Source organism: Arthrobacter sp. B1I2, from assembly GCF_030816485.1.
Classification (GTDB): Bacteria; Actinomycetota; Actinomycetes; order Actinomycetales; family Micrococcaceae; genus Arthrobacter.
Window position 1 is genome coordinate 3,807,673 of the sequence record NZ_JAUSYC010000001.1, and the last position, 15,731, is coordinate 3,823,403.

At 66.0% G+C, this 15,731-nt stretch carries 16 protein-coding genes, 1 tRNA gene and 1 pseudogene; 8 read left to right on the forward strand and 10 right to left on the reverse strand.

Features of this window, described 5'->3' with window-relative positions; genetic code table 11:
• Positions 1-188 precede the first annotated feature (188 nt).
• Positions 189-662: an Lrp/AsnC family transcriptional regulator gene (locus QFZ57_RS17745; RefSeq protein WP_306631807.1), complete on the forward strand. Its 474-nt coding sequence runs from the start codon at positions 189-191 to the stop codon at positions 660-662.
• A 138-nt stretch (positions 663-800) separates the two neighbouring features.
• Positions 801-1,346: a hypothetical protein gene (locus tag QFZ57_RS17750; protein WP_306631808.1), complete on the forward strand. Its 546-nt coding sequence runs from the start codon at positions 801-803 to the stop codon at positions 1,344-1,346.
• Between the two features lie 84 nt (positions 1,347-1,430).
• Here QFZ57_RS17750 and QFZ57_RS17755 read toward each other — a convergent pair whose 3' ends face one another.
• Together QFZ57_RS17755 and QFZ57_RS17760 are read right to left on the reverse strand one after the other, a co-directional pair.
• Positions 1,431-3,047, reverse strand: coding sequence for a solute symporter family protein (locus QFZ57_RS17755; RefSeq protein WP_306631809.1), 1,617 nt, complete (start codon positions 3,045-3,047; stop codon positions 1,431-1,433).
• The gene (locus QFZ57_RS17760; RefSeq protein ID WP_306631810.1) at positions 3,044-3,424 is read right to left on the reverse strand and encodes a DUF485 domain-containing protein; all 381 of its coding nucleotides are present in this window, start codon (positions 3,422-3,424) and stop codon (positions 3,044-3,046) included. The genes QFZ57_RS17755 and QFZ57_RS17760 overlap by 4 nt, the downstream gene beginning before the upstream one ends.
• A 231-nt stretch (positions 3,425-3,655) precedes the next feature.
• On the opposite strand from QFZ57_RS17760, the gene QFZ57_RS17765 reads away from it, so the two are divergent.
• From QFZ57_RS17765 to QFZ57_RS17785, 5 genes are read left to right on the forward strand one after another with little or no spacing between them, the layout of a single operon-like run.
• Entirely contained in the window at positions 3,656-4,837 is a 1,182-nt protein-coding gene (locus QFZ57_RS17765) for a sensor histidine kinase (protein ID WP_306632559.1), read from the forward strand.
• A 33-nt stretch (positions 4,838-4,870) separates the two neighbouring features.
• Entirely contained in the window at positions 4,871-5,587 is a 717-nt protein-coding gene (locus QFZ57_RS17770) for a LytR/AlgR family response regulator transcription factor (RefSeq protein ID WP_306901124.1), read from the forward strand.
• Complete coding sequence (locus QFZ57_RS17775) at positions 5,584-5,955, forward strand: hypothetical protein (RefSeq protein ID WP_306631812.1); 372 nt, start codon at positions 5,584-5,586, stop codon at positions 5,953-5,955. The genes QFZ57_RS17770 and QFZ57_RS17775 overlap by 4 nt, the downstream gene beginning before the upstream one ends.
• A gap of 7 nt (positions 5,956-5,962) precedes the next feature.
• Positions 5,963-7,429, forward strand: coding sequence for a sodium/solute symporter (locus tag QFZ57_RS17780; protein ID WP_306901617.1), 1,467 nt, complete (start codon positions 5,963-5,965; stop codon positions 7,427-7,429).
• Positions 7,430-7,448: 19 nt separating this feature from the next.
• Positions 7,449-8,141, forward strand: a complete 693-nt coding sequence (locus tag QFZ57_RS17785) for a hypothetical protein (RefSeq protein WP_306631813.1) — start codon at positions 7,449-7,451, stop codon at positions 8,139-8,141.
• A 22-nt stretch (positions 8,142-8,163) separates the two neighbouring features.
• On the opposite strand, the gene QFZ57_RS17790 is transcribed toward QFZ57_RS17785, so the two are convergent.
• The 6 genes and pseudogenes from QFZ57_RS17790 to rpsB all read right to left on the reverse strand — a co-directional run bounded on the left by QFZ57_RS17790 (position 8,164) and on the right by rpsB (position 13,192).
• Positions 8,164-8,748, reverse strand: a complete 585-nt coding sequence (locus QFZ57_RS17790) for a DivIVA domain-containing protein (RefSeq protein ID WP_306631814.1) — start codon at positions 8,746-8,748, stop codon at positions 8,164-8,166.
• A gap of 119 nt (positions 8,749-8,867) precedes the next feature.
• Entirely contained in the window at positions 8,868-9,788 is a 921-nt protein-coding gene (locus QFZ57_RS17795; protein WP_306901126.1) for a phosphatidate cytidylyltransferase, read from the reverse strand.
• On the reverse strand, positions 9,788-10,345 hold the full coding sequence (gene frr / locus QFZ57_RS17800) for a ribosome recycling factor (protein WP_306631816.1): 558 nt from the start codon (positions 10,343-10,345) through the stop codon (positions 9,788-9,790). The genes QFZ57_RS17795 and frr overlap by 1 nt, the downstream gene beginning before the upstream one ends.
• A gap of 126 nt (positions 10,346-10,471) precedes the next feature.
• A pseudogene (gene pyrH / locus QFZ57_RS17805) lies at positions 10,472-11,210 on the reverse strand (UMP kinase).
• A 134-nt stretch (positions 11,211-11,344) separates the two neighbouring features.
• Positions 11,345-12,181: a translation elongation factor Ts gene (gene tsf / locus QFZ57_RS17810; RefSeq protein WP_306631818.1), complete on the reverse strand. Its 837-nt coding sequence runs from the start codon at positions 12,179-12,181 to the stop codon at positions 11,345-11,347.
• A gap of 126 nt (positions 12,182-12,307) precedes the next feature.
• On the reverse strand, positions 12,308-13,192 hold the full coding sequence (gene rpsB / locus QFZ57_RS17815) for a 30S ribosomal protein S2 (RefSeq protein WP_306631819.1): 885 nt from the start codon (positions 13,190-13,192) through the stop codon (positions 12,308-12,310).
• A gap of 467 nt (positions 13,193-13,659) precedes the next feature.
• On the opposite strand from rpsB, the gene QFZ57_RS17820 reads away from it, so the two are divergent.
• The gene (locus QFZ57_RS17820) at positions 13,660-14,232 is read left to right on the forward strand and encodes a M23 family metallopeptidase (protein ID WP_306901127.1); all 573 of its coding nucleotides are present in this window, start codon (positions 13,660-13,662) and stop codon (positions 14,230-14,232) included.
• A gap of 22 nt (positions 14,233-14,254) precedes the next feature.
• On the opposite strand, the gene QFZ57_RS17825 is transcribed toward QFZ57_RS17820, so the two are convergent.
• Together QFZ57_RS17825 and QFZ57_RS17830 are read right to left on the reverse strand one after the other, a co-directional pair.
• Entirely contained in the window at positions 14,255-15,445 is a 1,191-nt protein-coding gene (locus QFZ57_RS17825; protein WP_306901128.1) for an acyl-CoA dehydrogenase family protein, read from the reverse strand.
• A gap of 143 nt (positions 15,446-15,588) precedes the next feature.
• Positions 15,589-15,662, reverse strand: a tRNA-Ile gene (locus QFZ57_RS17830).
• Positions 15,663-15,731 lie beyond the last annotated feature (69 nt).

Below are 15,731 nucleotides of genomic sequence, written 5' to 3' on the forward strand. Positions count from 1 at the left end.
CCGCAACCTTCGTACGTCGTTGACCTGTGGTTTTTGGACTTTTGGCCCCTGCCGCCACCGGCCTTCCGGGCGTCATTGCCCCAGATACTGTGACCCTACTCACAATGCCCACGGGGTACAACCACTGCGGCATTTTTTGCGCATACTGCCCTACCTGGGACCCCTGCACCGTGCTAGCGTTGCGCATTATGCGAGCTTTGGATGGCACTGACACCCGCCTGCTGGCGGCACTGGCGCAGGACCCCCGACGCACCGTGGTGGCCCTCGCGCAAAAGCTCGGCCTGTCCCGCAATACCGTCCAGGCGCGCATGGCCCAACTGGAAAGAAAGCACGTCTTCCTGTCCTTTGAACGGCGCATCAGTCCAGTGGCGTTGGGGTATCCGCTGATGGCCTTCATCTCCGTTCACGTCCAGCAACAGAAACTTGGGCGGCTGGCGGAAGAGATCGCCGCCATTCCCGAGGTTCTGGAGGGGTACGGGCTGACGGGCTCGGCGGACCTGCTGCTGCGCGTCGTCGCCAGGGACGCCGAGGACCTGTTCCGGATCAACGGCAAGATATTGGCCTGCGACGGCGTGGAGCGGGCTGACACCGCGCTGGCGATGGGCGAACTGATCCCCTTCCGGGTTCAGCCCCTGCTGGACCGGGGCTCCGAGGGCGCCTAGCAGCAGCACCTGGAAACGACGCTCCAAGCACGACGGCGGCGGGCAGGGTTATAGGCTGGTTCCAGTCATGTGCCGGGCCGGGAAGGGCCCGGGCCACTCCGCCGGGCGCCCAGCGCCTGTTCCCGAAAGGCTCCCCCTTTGAGCAGTCCCCAGGATCCGTACCAGCAGGGCCCGGCGGGCTACACGCCACAGCAGGTTCGCCAACCGCCCCAGCAGCCGTCCCCGTTCGGACTGCCGGGGGAACCGCCACGGCAGCGGAGCCGGCGGAAGCTGTGGATCATCCTCGGCAGCATCGGCGGGGTGCTGCTCCTGGTGATCCTCGGCGTCGTCATCCTGGTGAACGTGGTGGGAAGCGCCACCAACCAGGCCAGGGGCCTTGCGGACGACTTCACCAGGAAGGTCATCGCCGGTGACAGCTCCCGCGCATACGACGAATACCTTGACCCCGCACTGCAGAAACAGCTCTCCAAGGAGGCCTTCATCTCCGGGGTGAAAAGCCTGGAGATGGACAGCTCCTGCCAGCCCGCCTACAACGACCTGAAGGTGGCCACCGAGAACGGGGTGAAGTCGGCCGAGGTAGTGGGCCAGATCAGCTGCACCGGCAAGAACGTGGACCTCGCGTACCGTTTCGAGGGCACGGACCAGCTTCGCATGACGAACATCAAGCTGCGGCCTGCGGCCTGACTCTTCGGTCACGGAAGAGCCCCCCGCCCCGCAGCTCGCGGGACGGGGGGCTCTTTTTACGCTCCGGAACAGCCCGTCGTGACGCTAGTGGCCGACTGCCTTTTCGGCTCCGATGCCCGTGAGCGAGCGGACTTCCATTTCGGCCTGCTTGGCCGGATCCTCCCGCTTCTTGTCCAGGGTGGTGCCCAGCCAGCCCAGGAAGAAGGCCAGCGGGATGGACACGATGCCCGGGTTGCTGAGCGGGAAGAGGGCGAAGTTGGCGCCCGGGATCATCGAGGTCTTCGCCCCGGAAACCACCGGGGAGAACACGATGAGCAGGATCGCAGCACCCAGGCCGCCATACATGCTCCACACGGCGCCCTGGGTGGTGAACTTCCGCCAGAACAGCGAGTAGATGATGGTGGGCAGGTTGGCCGAAGCAGCGACGGCGAAGGCCAGGGCCACCAGGAAGGCCACGTTCTGGCCGTTGGCGAAGATGCCGCCCAGGATGGCCAGGATGCCGATGACCACCACGGTGCGCCGGGCCACCTTGACCTCAGTGGCAGCGTCAGCCTTGCCCTTGGCGATGACGTTGGCGTAGATGTCATGCGCAAAGGATGCCGCAGCCGTGATGGTCAGCCCAGCCACCACCGCCAGGATGGTGGCGAAGGCGACCGCCGAGATGAAACCGAGCAACAGCGGGCCGCCCAGGTAGAAGGCCAGCAGCGGCGCGGCAGCGTTGACGCCGCCCGGGGCGCCCTTGATGGTGTCCGGACCAACCAGGGCGGCAGCCCCGTAGCCCAGCACCAGGGTGAACAGGTAGAACAGGCCGATCAGCCAGATGGACCAGACCACGGACTTGCGTGCTTCCTTGGCCGTGGGCACGGTGTAGAAGCGCATCAGGACGTGCGGGAGGGCGGCCGTACCCAGGACCAGCGCGAGGCCCAGGGACATGAAGTCCAGCTTGGAGGTGTCGGTCTTGCCGTACTGCAGGCCGGGGTTGAGGACGGCCGGGTTGTTGGCCGTTTCCACGGCGCCGCCCAGGAGGGCGGAGAGGTTGAAGCCGTAGATGGCCAGGACCCAAACGGTCATGACGGCGGCACCTGCGATCAGCAGCATGGCTTTGATGATCTGGACCCAGGTGGTTCCCTTCATGCCGCCGATCAGGACGTACATGATCATGAGGGCGCCGACGACGATGATCACCAGCGCCTGTCCGCCCCAGTCGCTGATGCCCAGCAGGAGGGAGATCAGGCTTCCCGCACCGGCCATCTGCGCCAGCAGGTAGAAGAAGCAGACGGCGAGCGTGGAGATGGCGGCGGCAATCCGGACCGGGCGCTGCTTCAGCCGGAATGAAAGGACATCCGCCATGGTGAATTTGCCGGTGTTGCGCAGCAGTTCAGCCACCAGCAGCAGTGCCACGAGCCAGGCCACCAGGAAGCCAATGGAGTACATGAACCCGTCATAGCCGTTGATGGCGATGGCCCCCGTGATGCCCAGGAAGGAGGCTGCCGACAGGTAGTCACCGGCGATGGCGGTGCCGTTCTGCGAGCCGGTGAACGAGCGCCCGGCGGCATAGTAGTCGGCGGCAGTTTTGTTGTTGCGGCTGGCGCGGAACACGATCACCATGGTCACGGCCACGAACAGGCCGAAGATGCCCATGTTCAAAAGGGTGGTGTCCTTGAGTGCGGCGACATCCACCGCAGCGGGAATTACGATCATTTGTTGGCTCCGCCCACTCGGTTTCCATCCTTATCGAATTCGTGCCCCTCGATCTCGTTCCTGATTTCGGAGGCAATCGGGTCCAGCCGTTTGTTGGAGTAGTGCACGTACCAGCCCGTGATGGCGAACGTCGAGACGAACTGGAGCAGGCCCAGGATCAGGCCGACGTTGATGTTGCCCCAGACCTTGGTGGACATGAATCCCACCGCGTAATCGGCGAGCAGGACATAGGCGAAGTACCACAGCAGGAAGACCACTGCCATGGGGAAGACAAAGCTGCGGTGACGCCTGCGCAATTCCTGGAACTGCCCGGTCGACTGGACTTGCTCGAAGTCCACGGACGCCGCTGCGTCCGGAGTATGGGCATCGTTACCCATCGTTCCTCCTCATTGAGTTGCCGGTACACACCGGGCGGCAGGCCCTGGGACGGAGGCTCTGGCTGGGCCTCCGGACAGGGACACTGCGCAGAGGCACTGCACAGGAACACCGCAGATGTGACACCAATCACTGTGCCTCCCGCCCGCCACCGCTTCCAGCACCTGCCGGGCCACGGTCGCTCAACGGTTGCGATGCTGCGGCAAGCGGCACCCGCCGCTACGCTGGGCACCATGCCGGACTCCCCCCTCCTGACCGCCGCGGCCGTGGCGGTGATCGCCATGGCCATTGCCGTCGTCGTCGGCGTGGGCCTCAAGGTGCTCCGCTCCTTCAGGGACCTGGGCACGGACGCCGAGCGCGCCACCTACCACACGCTCCACGCCGCGTCCCAGGCCGGGCAGCACCTGCGCCGCGGCCTGAACCCGGCCGGCGCCGCGAAAGCCAGCCGCCAGCTGCGCGCCCTCCTGGCCTGCGACGCCCTGGCCATAACGGACACTTCCGGCGTACTCGCCTGGGACGGGACTGCCGAGGACATCAGGCCGCGCCTGATGGAACTGGCCGCCGGGGTCCTTGGGTCGGGCCGCACAGCTGTCCTCTCCGCAGGCGCGGACGGAACCGGCGGCCGCCTTGCCGGCGTGATCGCCCCGGTCCGGGCCGGCACCCGCATCGTGGGCACTGTAGCCGCCTTCGCTCCTTCCGCCGGGGCGGGGCTGGTCAGGGCCACGGGGGAAGTGGCTGACTGGGTGGCGGTCCAGGTGGAACTCGCCGAACTGGACGCATCCCGGACGCTGCTGATGGAAGCAGAAGTCAGGGCGCTGCGGGCCCAGATCAGCCCGCACTTCATCTACAACTCGCTCAACGCCATCGCGTCCTTCATCAACACCGATCCGGAGCGGGCCAGGGAGCTGGTGGTGGAGTTCGCGGACTTCACCCGCTACTCCTTTCGAAGGCACGGCGATTTCACCACGCTTGCCGAGGAGCTCCGCTGCATCGACCGCTACCTGCTCCTGGAGCGTGCCCGGTTCGGCGACCGTGTCCAGGTCAGCCTGCGCGTTGCACCGGAAGTACTCAGCACCGTCATCCCGTTCCTCAGCCTTCAGCCGCTGGTGGAGAACGCCGTCCGGCACGGGCTCGAGGCGAAGGCAGGACCAGGACACATCAGCATTACCGCGGAGGACGCCGGGGCCTTTGCCGAGGTCACCATCGAGGACGACGGCGTGGGGATGGATCCGGAGCAGCTCCGGTCGGTGCTGGCGGGCCACACCGACGGGGACCACGTGGGGCTGCGGAATGTGGATGCCCGCCTCCGCCAGGTTTACGGCAACGACCACGGGCTGGTGGTGGAAACAGCGCCGGGCGAGGGAACGCTGATCACCATGCGGGTGCCAAAGTCCCAGCCCGGGCATGATGCGTGAAGCGGGCACTGCAGCTGGAAGTACCCTAGGAGCATGATTAACGTCCTCGTCGTTGATGATGAGCTGCCCGCCGTAGAGGAGCTGGCCTTCCTGCTGGGCAGGGACGAACGCATCGGAAAGGTGTTGCGGGCGACGTCCGGCGCTGAAGCACTCACAGCCCTGTCCGCCGGAAGCATCGACGCTGTCTTCCTGGACATCCACATGGCCGCGGTGTCCGGCCTGGACATCGCCGCCGCCATTGCCCGGAGCAGCAATCCCCCGGCCGTTGTGTTTGTCACCGCCGACGAGGACCATGCCCTGGCGGCGTTCGAACTCGCCGCCGTGGACTATCTGCTCAAGCCGGTGCGTGCCGAGCGGCTGGCCCGCTCCGTGGGGCGGATCAGTGAACTGCGCGACGGCGGCGCGGCACCTGAGATGATCACGGTGGACCAGGGCGGCACCACCAGGATGATCCGCCGCGACGACGTCACTTATGTGCAGGCCCAGGGGGATTACGCCCGGCTGCACACCGCCGATGCAAGCTATCTCATCCGGGTGCCGCTGGCCGACCTTGAACAGCAATGGGCCGACGCCGGGTTTATCCGCACCCACCGCTCTTACCTGGTGGCACTGAAGCACGTGTCCTCGATGAAGCTGGCGGCTGACGGGCCGCGCGTGACAGTGGCCGGCGCGGGCCTTCCCATCAGCCGGCGCCACCTGCCGACTGTGCGGGAGAAGCTGGAGGCCACCAGGATCAGGCCGCACGCATGACCCGGGTTCGGGTCACGGCCCCGCGGGCTTCTGCCGGCACCCCGGTCCGCGGCGCGCCGCGCCCGCACGAGTCGCGGGAAGCCGCCCAGGACTCGGACGTGGGGCAGGTATTCGTTCGCTCCCTGATCAGATCCCAGCTGCGGCTGGCCCTGGTGGTGGCGGGCGGCTTCCTGCTGATCCTTGCCGCATTCCCATTGATCCTGGTGGCGGTTCCCGGCCTGGCCGAGACCCGGATCGCCGGCATCCCCTTCGGCTGGCTCCTGCTGGGTGCCGGGATCTACCCGGTGATCGGTTTGAGCGCCTGGCTGTACGTCAGGACTGCGGCGCGCAACGAAGCGCGGTACCGGGACCTGGCGGGTGAACAGTGAGGCACGGGTGAACGCCGGAGTCGCCCTGGCTGCGGTAGCGGTGGTGTCCCTCGCCACGGCCGTTATCGGCTTCTACGGGCTGCGGATCTCACGCACCACAGGGGACTTCTACGTTGCCTCGCGTACGGTGCGGCCCTGGTGGAACGCGTCGGCGATCGGCGGCGAGTACCTGTCGGCCGCGAGTTTCCTGGGCGTGGCCGGGCTCATCCTGCTGTCCGGGACCGACGCACTCTGGTTCCCCGTGGGATACACTGCCGGCTACCTGATGCTGCTGCTTTTCGTCGCCGCCCCGCTGCGCCGTTCGGGCGCCTACACCATCCCGGACTTTACCGAGTCCCGGCTCTCGTCCCGGATGGTCCGGCGGGTCACCAGCCTGGTGGTGGTCATGGTGGGGTGGCTGTATATCGTGCCGCAGCTCCATGGGGCCGCCCTGACCATCCGTATCGCCACGGGCCTGCCGTCCTGGGTGGGTTCCGTGGCGGTCGTGGTGGTGGTGTGCCTTACCGTGGCGGCGGGCGGGATGCGGTCCATCACCTTTGTCCAGGCGTTCCAGTACTGGCTCAAGCTGACAGCCCTGGCCGTGCCCATCCTGTTCATCATCTTCGTGCTGGCCGGCAACGGGGCCGCGCCGCAATCCCCGCCGGCAGTCAACCCCACGCATCTGGCGCCGGCCGGGCTCTACCAGAACGTCTCCCTGCTGGTGGCGCTGCTGTTCGGTACCCTGGGGCTGCCGCACGTGCTGGTCCGTTTCTACACCAATCCGGACGGGCACTCGGCGCGCCGCACCACGCTGATCGTCCTGGGACTGCTGTCCGTGTTCTACCTCTTTCCCACTGCCTACGGCCTGGTGGCCCGCATGTACGCCCCGGACCTGGCCCGCTCGGGGCAGCCGGACGCCATGGTCCTGCGGCTGCCCGGCGAACTCGTTGGCGGGACGCCGGGCGACCTGCTCTCCGCCCTGGTGGTGGCCGGGGCCTTCGCCGCGTTCCTGTCCACAACCTCCGGACTGGTGGTGTCCCTGGCAGGCGTCATCAGCCAGGACATCCTGGGCGGCAGCGTCCGCGGGTTCCGGCTCGCCGCCGTGGTGTCCGCCGTCGTCCCCCTTGGCTTTGCCCTCATGACCGGGTCCCTGGCACTCGCCGGCAGCGTGGGCCTGGTCTTCGCCTTCACCGCCTCCACGGTGTGCCCGGTCCTGCTGCTTGGCATCTGGTGGCGCGGCCTGACAGATGTCGGGGCCATCGCGGGCATGCTGACCGGCGGGGTGCTGTGCGGCGGCGCGATGATCGCAGGCTCGGTGTCCGGTTCGGGCCTGACGCCGGCGTGGCTCGCCCAGCCTGCGGCCTGGAGCGTGCCCGCCGCCTTCGCCGTCATGGTCATTGTGTCCAGGGCCACCGCGCACCGGATCCCCGCCACGATGCCGCGGATCATGACCCGCCTTCACACCCCGGAGCGGCCGCTGGCAACCGAACGGTGATCGGGAGGACAATAACGCCATGTCCATCGAGGACGGCGGTACGTCCCACCAGCAGGGTGCGGTTCCGGCCTCCGTGCGGGCGCAGTTGCTCGCCACGGAACACTGGGGCCTGCTCGCATCCCGCAGCACCGCGCAGAGCGAGGTGCTGACCCGGATCAGCATGTTCCTCACTTTCACGTCGGCAAGCCTGGTCAGCGTGGCGCTGGTGGGCCAGGCTACGGGATTTTCGGATGCCTTTGTCCTGCTGGCCGTGGCTGTCCTGTTCATCGACGCGGCGATCGGGCTCCTGACCCAGCTCCGGGTGATGAACGTGGCCTACGAGGACCTGATGTACGTCACCGCCATGAACAGGCTGCGGGCCGCCTACGTGGACCTTGACCCGGGCGTGGCACCTTACCTGATGGCGGCGCACCACGACGACCAGGCCGGTTCCAGGCAGACCTACTACTTCTTCGGCAACGAGAGCAACTTTGGCCATGTGGCCGGCAGCAGCATGATCTTCATGACGACGGCGAACGCAGCCTTGATTGCCATTCTGACGGGCCTGCTGGTGACGCTGGCGGGCGCCGGAACGGCAGGGGGCACAGCGGCGGGCGCTGTGTGCGGCGCCGGGTTCCTGGCTTTGTCCGTCGCGCGCGGGGGCTGGCGATACCATGATCTGTGGCGCCGTTATACGCCGCTATCCCCCACTCCGCCGCCGGACGGCGACTAGCGCCCCTGGTGGCCGTGACCAGTCAGTCGATGGCGGCCATCAGCTCGACGACGCGGTCCAGGAACGCGTCCACCTGCGATTCCTCGTAGCCATCACGGCCGACTGCCGGGCGGAAGACGGCCCGGCGTACGCTGTCCACGCTCAACGGCTTGTCCTGTTCGAGGTAGGCAACAAGTTCGCGGCAGAGCCGGTCGACGTCGTCCGTGTTGTAGCTGCGGGCGTTCTTCCTGGTGGGCCGGCGGAAGCGGTCGCCGTCCGGCCGGTGCAGCCGCCCGCGCAGGATGCCGGACAGGTTCCCGATTTCACGGAGCCAGGCTTCCTCACCGTGGGCCGCAATCAGCTCATCCCGCTCCCTGCGGGCGAAGGCATCCTCGAGCCGGTCCAGTGCGGCGTCCACGATGGCAGCGGAGTAGCCGCCCTTGATGGGGTCGAAGGATACGGCCCGCACATCGGCGCTGTTGATGGGGTCGGTTGCGGCTTCAGGCGATTCCAGGGAGACGCGCGCCCGCTGCAGGAACTCGTCCACCTGCCTGGCGTTGTACCCGTACTCATTGCGCTGCACGCGCTCAAAGGACGCAGGGATCTGCCGATGAATGTCCAATGCCACTTCGATTCCTTCAGTGCTCTTCAGCCGTGATGCTTCCGCACCAGTTTAGGATGCCGGTTTTGGTTCAGCCGTCCAGGCGGCTTCCGGGTCGGATGCGCGGGTCCGCCGGCCGGATGGGGTTATGCGCTGGCCACAAGACCGAAAAGGATGAAGGCCACCGGTGAGGCGAACACGATGGAGTCCAGCCGGTCCATCACTCCCCCGTGTCCGGGCAGGATGCTGCTCATGTCCTTGACGCCCAGTTCACGCTTGACCATGGATTCGGCGAGGTCCCCGGCGGTGGCCGCGGCCACGGTTCCCACGGCCAGCACCACGCCTACCCACCACGGCTTGTCCAGCACGAAGAGGGCTGCCAGGATGCCGATCAGTATGGCGCCCCCCGCCGACCCCGCGAAACCCTCCCAGGATTTCTTCGGACTGATCTTCGGCGCCATGGGGTGCTTGCCGAGGGACGCACCCACCAGGTAACCGAAAGTGTCGTTGGAGACCACCAGCAGCAGCATGACGGCGATCTCCCACGCTCCGATCGGGGCAACGCCGCCGGGCCAGAGCCCCAGCGGCGTTGTGCCGGCCGCATGCAGCGGCAGTGCGGCGAAGCTGATGAAGAACGGTACCCAGCCCAACGTGAAGACGCCGGCGAAAATACTGTTTGCCGATCCGGCGGCACTTTCAATCGATCGCCAGAGCAGGACCGCCACGGCGCTGAGCAGCAGGGTAAACAGTTGGGTCTCGATGCCGCCGAAGTAGGCGGCGAACGGCATGGCCACGGTGCCGGTCATGACCGGCACAATGGGCATCCTGGTCCCGTTGTGTTCCAAAGCCCGGTAGATTTCCCACACGCCAAAGACAGCGAAGGCCGTGACGATGGCTACGAAAACCAGCGGGAGGAACAGCAGGCCGCCCAGAACGGCCAGCAGCATGGCCAGGCCCACCACGACGGCGGCCGGCAGGTTCCGCCCGGCCTTTGGTGTCGGGTTGCTCCTGGGCTGCTTCCCCCTTGTGCGCGCCCTGGGTGCGGGGGCCTGATCTGCCTGACCCATCAGACTTCGAGCAGCTCTGCTTCCTTGCGCTTGAGCAGTTCGTCGATGCCGTCCACATGTGCCTTGGTAAGGCTGTCCAGTTCCTTTTCGGCGCGGGTGCCTTCGTCTTCGCCGGCCTCGCCGTCCTTGACCAGGCGGTCCAGGGTCTCCTTTGCCTTGCGGCGGATGTTGCGGATGGAGATCTTGGCGTCTTCGCCCTTGGTCTTGACGATCTTGACGTATTCCTTGCGGCGTTCCTTGGTCAGTTCCGGGATGGTGATACGGATGACGTTACCGTCGTTGGACGGGTTGGCGCCGACCTCGGAGTCGCTGAGCGCCCGCTCGATGTCGCGCATCGCGGTCTTGTCGAACGGGGTGATCAGGATGGTACGGGCGTCCGGGATGGCAAAGGAGGCCAGCTGCTGCAGCGGCGTGGGTGAGCCGTAGTAGTCCACCAGGACCTTGTTGTAGAGGCCCGGGTTTGCCCTGCCGGTACGGACCGCAGCGAAGTCTTCCTTGGCTACCTCTACGGCCTTGTCCATTTTTTCTTCGGCTTCGAGCAAGGTTTCTTCGATCACGGTCTCTCCTGACGGTTCTGGTGCAGTCCGGGGCGCCGGTTCCATGCACTCACGTGGTTCTTTGTTGCCGTTTCCGTCCCCGCCGGAGGCAGGGACGGAACTGTCCTGAAAACATCCTAGCCGCAGCTAGGCGGTGACCAGCGTGCCGAGCTTTTCGCCAAGGATGGCGCGGGTGACGTTTCCTTCCCCTTCCATGCCAAAGACCACCATGGAGAGGCTGTTGTCCTTGCACATGGTCATGGCCGTCTGGTCCATGACGCGGATGTCACGGCGGAGCGCGTCGTCGTAGCTGAGGGTTTCCAGGCGTTCCGCGGTGGGGTCCTTCTTGGGGTCTGCGGTGTAAACAGCGTCCACACCGCTCTTGGCCATGAGGACCACGTCGGCGTGGACTTCCAGGGCGCGCTGCGCCGCCACGGTATCGGTGGAGAAGTAGGGCAGGCCCGCACCGGCACCGAAAATGACAACGCGGCCCCTTTTCCATGTGCCGGATGGCGCGGCGCGGGATGTAGGCCTCGGCAACCTGCCCCATGGTGATGGCACTCTGGACGCGGGTTTCCACGCCTGCCTGCTCCAGGAAATCCTGCAGTGCCAGGCAGTTCATGACCGTTCCCAGCATCCCCATATAGTCGGCGCGGGAGCGGTCCATGCCGCTCTGGGACAGTTCCGCGCCGCGGAAGAAGTTTCCGCCGCCCACCACAACGGCCACTTCCACCTGCGGGACCGCCGCCGCGATCTGCTTGGCAACGTCGCGGACGGTCTCGGGGTCGACACCCAGCTTCCCACCGCCGAAGACCTCGCCGGAAAGCTTCAGGAGGACCCGCCGCTTGCTCTTCTCGGAATGGATGTCAGTGTTGACGGCTTCCATGATGCCTTCCCGTTGTTGACTCTGAAAAAAGGGTATCCTGCCGGGTCCGGTGGTCGGAACCGGCCGTGCTTCACGTCGATTGTGCGCATGCAAAAGGGGCGGCCACCGAAGTGGCCACCCCCTTGCAGTACCGGCTAGGAGCCGACGCGGAAACGCGAGAAGGCGGTTCCCTTGACACCGGCCTCTTCGAGGACCTGTGCCACAGACTTCTTTGCGTCCTTTGCGAATGCCTGGTCAACCAGGACCTCGCCCTTGTAGAAGCCCGTCACGCGGCCTTCCACAATCTTGGTGAGGGCAGCTTCGGGCTTGCCCTCGGCCTTGGCGGTCTCTTCCGCGATGCGGCGCTCGGACTCGACGAGCTCGGCAGGAACGTCCTCACGGGTGAGGTAGTTCGGAGCCATGGCGGCGATGTGGACAGCGACATCGTGGGCGGCGGTGGTGGCGGCTTCGCCTTCACCGTCGACAGCGAAAAGCACGCCGACCTGGGCCGGGAGGTCCTTGGAGGTCTTGTGCAGGTAAGCGTCGACCGTTGCACCCTCAACGCGGGAGATGCGGCGGACAACAACCTTCTCACCCAGGACCGCGCCCTCTTCGATGACGACCTCGGACAGCGGCTTGCCGTCGACCTCGGTGGCGAGCAGGGTTTCGAGATCGGCAGCGCCGGACTCGACGGCAACGGCCAGGACCTTGTCGGCGAGCTGGATGAACTTGTCAGCCTTGGCAACGAAGTCGGTCTCGCAGTTGACCTCGATCATGACGCCGACGCCGTTGCTGACCTTGGCGGCCACGAGGCCTTCAGCGGTGGAACGGCCTTCACGCTTGGTAGCGCCCTTGAGGCCCTTGATGCGGATGATCTCGATGGCCTTCTCGGCGTCACCGTTGGCTTCGTCAAGAGCCTTCTTGACGTCCATCATGCCGGCGCCGGTGCGCTCGCGCAGGGCCTTGATGTCCGCGGCAGTGTAGTTCGCCATGTGAACCCCTCTGTCTAGAAATGTGTGGTGGTGTACGGACCGACAGGACGGCGGCCCACGGGGTGGGCTGCCATCCTGTCAGCAGCTCCGGCTGCGGACAGCGCGGAGAATCCGGATTTAAGTGTGTTACTTGGCGTCTTCGGCGGGAGCTTCGGCGGCAGCCGGGGCTTCCTCGGCGGCCGGAGCAGCTTCTTCGACAGCCGGAGCAGCTTCTTCGGCAGCAGGAGCTTCAGCGGCTTCTGCCTTGCTGCCTTCGAGGAGCTCGCGCTCCCACTCGGCCAGCGGCTCTTCCGGAGCTTCGGTGGCGCCCGTGCCGCGGTTGTTGCGGGCGATCAGGCCCTCTGCAACGGCGTCGGCCACAACACGGGTCAGGAGGTTCACGGAGCGGATGGCGTCGTCGTTGCCCGGGATCGGGAAGTCGACTTCGTCCGGATCGCAGTTGGTGTCCAGGATGGCCACAACCGGGATGTTCAGCTTCTTGGCCTCGTCAACGGCGAGGTGTTCCTTCTTGGTGTCAACGACCCAGAGCACGGACGGAGCCTTGGTCAGGTTGCGGATACCGCCCAGGTTGGTCTCCAGCTTGGTGAGCTCGCGCTTGAGGAGCAGCAGCTCCTTCTTGGTGTACGCGGAACCGGCGACGTCGTCGAAGTCGATCTCTTCGAGTTCCTTCATGCGCTGGATGCGCTTGGCGACCGTCTGGAAGTTGGTCAGCATACCGCCGAGCCAGCGCTGGTTGACGTAGGGCTGGCCCACGCGGGTTGCCTGCTCGGCAATTGCTTCCTGGGCCTGCTTCTTGGTGCCGACGAAGAGCACGGTGCCGCCGTGGGCAACAGTGGCCTTGACGAATTCGTAGGCGCGGTCGATGTAGGACAGCGACTGCTGAAGGTCGATGATGTAGATGCCGTTGCGCTCGGTGAAGATGAAGCGCTTCATCTTCGGGTTCCAACGGCGGGTCTGGTGTCCAAAGTGAACGCCGCTGTCAAGCAGCTGGCGCATGGTTACGACGGGCATTCCGACGCTCCTTATTTTCCGGCAGGTCATTCATGAGAAAACCCGGAGGCTTCTTACCCTGCCAATAGTTGACGGTTGAATAGCGTGGCCCGGACGGGCCGTGCTCCTGGCATCCACCGCACTTCCCATCAGGACGGAACCTGACCGCAGGAAGCGCGATCCTCCATGGACGACGCCGGGGCGTTGGCTGCCGGAGGGCTGGATGCGCGTAGTCAGCCGCCGCTCCCCCACACTCCTGAATGAGATGTGCCGACGCAATCCGGACAGGGTCATGCACCTTTGGGGGTGAACCACTGGGACGGGAAGCGTTGAGGGCGCAGCAAACTGCTCCATCAAGTGTACTACAGGCGCCCCCGCCCGTCGGACCGGAATCCGCTGCCCGGAAGGATCCTCCGAAAGCAGCACGGTTGTCCACATAGGCGGAATCGGCCCTGCCGGTACAGGGCGCAGCCGGGCAGGCTGGCGGCATGAAACCATCAGTCCTCCTGGCCGCGCTCCTGCTGCTGCCGGCGTCCGTGGCCTCCGCGTCGCAGGCCCATCCCTCCGGCGTCATCTCCTCCGGCCAACCCTCCTTGAACCAGCAGAAGAGCACGACGCCGGCTGGCCAGGCAGGCGCCAGGCCTTCCTGGCAGTGGCCGCTGTCACCGCGCCCGCCGGTGCTGCGCGGTTTCGATCCCCCGCCGAAGCCCTGGCTCAGCGGGCACCGCGGCGTTGACCTGGGCTTCGCCGCAGCCGGGACCCAGGTCACTTCCCCGTCGGCGGGAACAGTAAGCTTCGTGGGCGTGGTGGTGGACCGGCCCGTGATCACCATCGATCATGGCGGCGGGCTTCGGAGCAGTTTCGAACCGGTGGAAAGCACCCTGGCGGCGGGGGCACCCGTGGCTGCGGGCGAGGTGATCGGGACCGTGCTGCCGGGACACTGTCCGGCGGCACAATGCCTGCATTGGGGAGTCCGGGAAGGCGAGGAATACGTCAATCCGCTGCAGTTCGTCCTGGACCTCCGCCCGTCCATCCTGCTTCCGCTGCCCGGCCCGCCGTAACCTGGCGGGCGGGCATCGCCGCTTAAACGATGGCCGAGATGCCTGTGATGGCCCGTCCCGTCACCAGGGTGTTGATTTCGGCCGTGCCCTCGTAGGAGTAAATTGCCTCGGCGTCGGCAAAGATCTTGGCCATTTCGAAGTCGGTCACGATCCCGTTGCCGCCAAGGATGCCGCGGCCCAGCGCCACACTGTCCCGCATGCGCGCGGTGGCGAAGGCCTTGGCCAATGCGGATTGTTCATCCCTGGCCACGCCCGCGTCCTCCAGTTGTGAGAGGCGGACCATCATCCCCATGGAGCTGACGGTGTTGCCCAGGATCCGGACCAGCTGGTCCTGGATGAGCTGGAAGGAGGCCAGGGGCCTGCCGAACTGGTGGCGCTCCACGGCGTAGCGGCGGGCAACGTCGAACGCTGCCAATTGGAGTCCAACGGCCTGCCAGGCGACAGCCAGGCGCGTGACCTTGAGTACTTTATTGACGTCGCGGAAGCTGTTGGCGTGCGCAAGCTTGAAGTGGTCCGGGACCTCAACGTCCGTCAGGACAATGTCGGCGTTCTGCACGGTACGCAGCGAGATCTTGTTCTCGATCTTTGTTGCACTGAACCCGGCCAGCGTGGTGTCCACCAGGAAGCCCTTGACCTGGTTGTCCGCCACGTCCCGGGCATACACCACCACCCAGTCCGAGAAGGTGGCGTTGCCGATCCACCGCTTGGCCCCGTTGAGGATCCAGCTGTCACCGTCTTTCCGTGCGGTGGTACGGGTTCCGCCGGCGACGTCGCTGCCGCCCAGCGGCTCGGTCAGGCCGAAGGCGCCGATCTTCTTCAGGCCGTAGATGTCGGGAAGCCACTCGTCCTTCTGCTCCTGGGACGCCAGCAACTCAATGGAACCGGTGAACAGCCCGTCGTGCACGCCCAGGAAAGTGGCGATGGAGGCGTCGGCACGTGTGAGCTCCGCGTGCAGCATGCCCGCGAAGAGGTTGGAGTACCCCTGCCGGCGGACGGGGCTCATCAGGTCCAGGCCGGCGAGCTTCGGCACCAGGTCCATGGGGAACTCGCCGCGGTTCCAGCAGTCCACCGCAATGGGCCTGACTTCCTGCGCCAGGAACCCGCGGACTTCGGCGAGCCGGTCCTGCTCCTTTCCGGAGAGAAGCTGCTCGAAGGCGAAGAAGTCGCCGTCGGCGTAGGGAAGTTCGTGGGGATCGGCTGCGGAGGTGGCCATGGGTACCTTCTTTGATGTTCAGCGCTGACCATGCCGCGGTGCGGAACACGGAATGTTACTGGTCAGTAACATATCGCAGGGGCTCGGGTTAACCAAGAAACCGCGGCCAACGGAAATCGTTGGCCGCGGTTGTCGATGGGCGGTAGGGCTACTCGGACTTGAACCGAGGACCTTAGGATTATGAGTCCCGCGCTCTAACCAGCTGAGCTATAGCCCCAGATCCCGCCGAGCACCTGTGCAAACGCCACGCTCGGGCAGGGCAGAAACACTCTAGCAAACCCGGGAA

Coding starts and splice junctions, on each gene's coding strand:
- QFZ57_RS17795 (WP_306901126.1), bottom strand. CDS start 9,788: ATGGGTCAGGCAGATCAGGCCCCCGCACCCAGGGCGCGCACAAGGGGG.
- QFZ57_RS17775 (WP_306631812.1), top strand. CDS start 5,584: ATGACCCGGGTTCGGGTCACGGCCCCGCGGGCTTCTGCCGGCACCCCG.
- QFZ57_RS17820 (WP_306901127.1), top strand. CDS start 13,660: ATGAAACCATCAGTCCTCCTGGCCGCGCTCCTGCTGCTGCCGGCGTCC.
- QFZ57_RS17745 (WP_306631807.1), top strand. CDS start 189: ATGCGAGCTTTGGATGGCACTGACACCCGCCTGCTGGCGGCACTGGCG.
- QFZ57_RS17785 (WP_306631813.1), top strand. CDS start 7,449: ATGTCCATCGAGGACGGCGGTACGTCCCACCAGCAGGGTGCGGTTCCG.
- QFZ57_RS17765 (WP_306632559.1), top strand. CDS start 3,656: ATGCCGGACTCCCCCCTCCTGACCGCCGCGGCCGTGGCGGTGATCGCC.
- QFZ57_RS17825 (WP_306901128.1), bottom strand. CDS start 15,445: ATGGCCACCTCCGCAGCCGATCCCCACGAACTTCCCTACGCCGACGGC.
- QFZ57_RS17760 (WP_306631810.1), bottom strand. CDS start 3,424: ATGGGTAACGATGCCCATACTCCGGACGCAGCGGCGTCCGTGGACTTC.
- rpsB (WP_306631819.1), bottom strand. CDS start 13,192: ATGCCCGTCGTAACCATGCGCCAGCTGCTTGACAGCGGCGTTCACTTT.
- QFZ57_RS17755 (WP_306631809.1), bottom strand. CDS start 3,047: ATGATCGTAATTCCCGCTGCGGTGGATGTCGCCGCACTCAAGGACACC.
- tsf (WP_306631818.1), bottom strand. CDS start 12,181: ATGGCGAACTACACTGCCGCGGACATCAAGGCCCTGCGCGAGCGCACC.
- QFZ57_RS17770 (WP_306901124.1), top strand. CDS start 4,871: ATGATTAACGTCCTCGTCGTTGATGATGAGCTGCCCGCCGTAGAGGAG.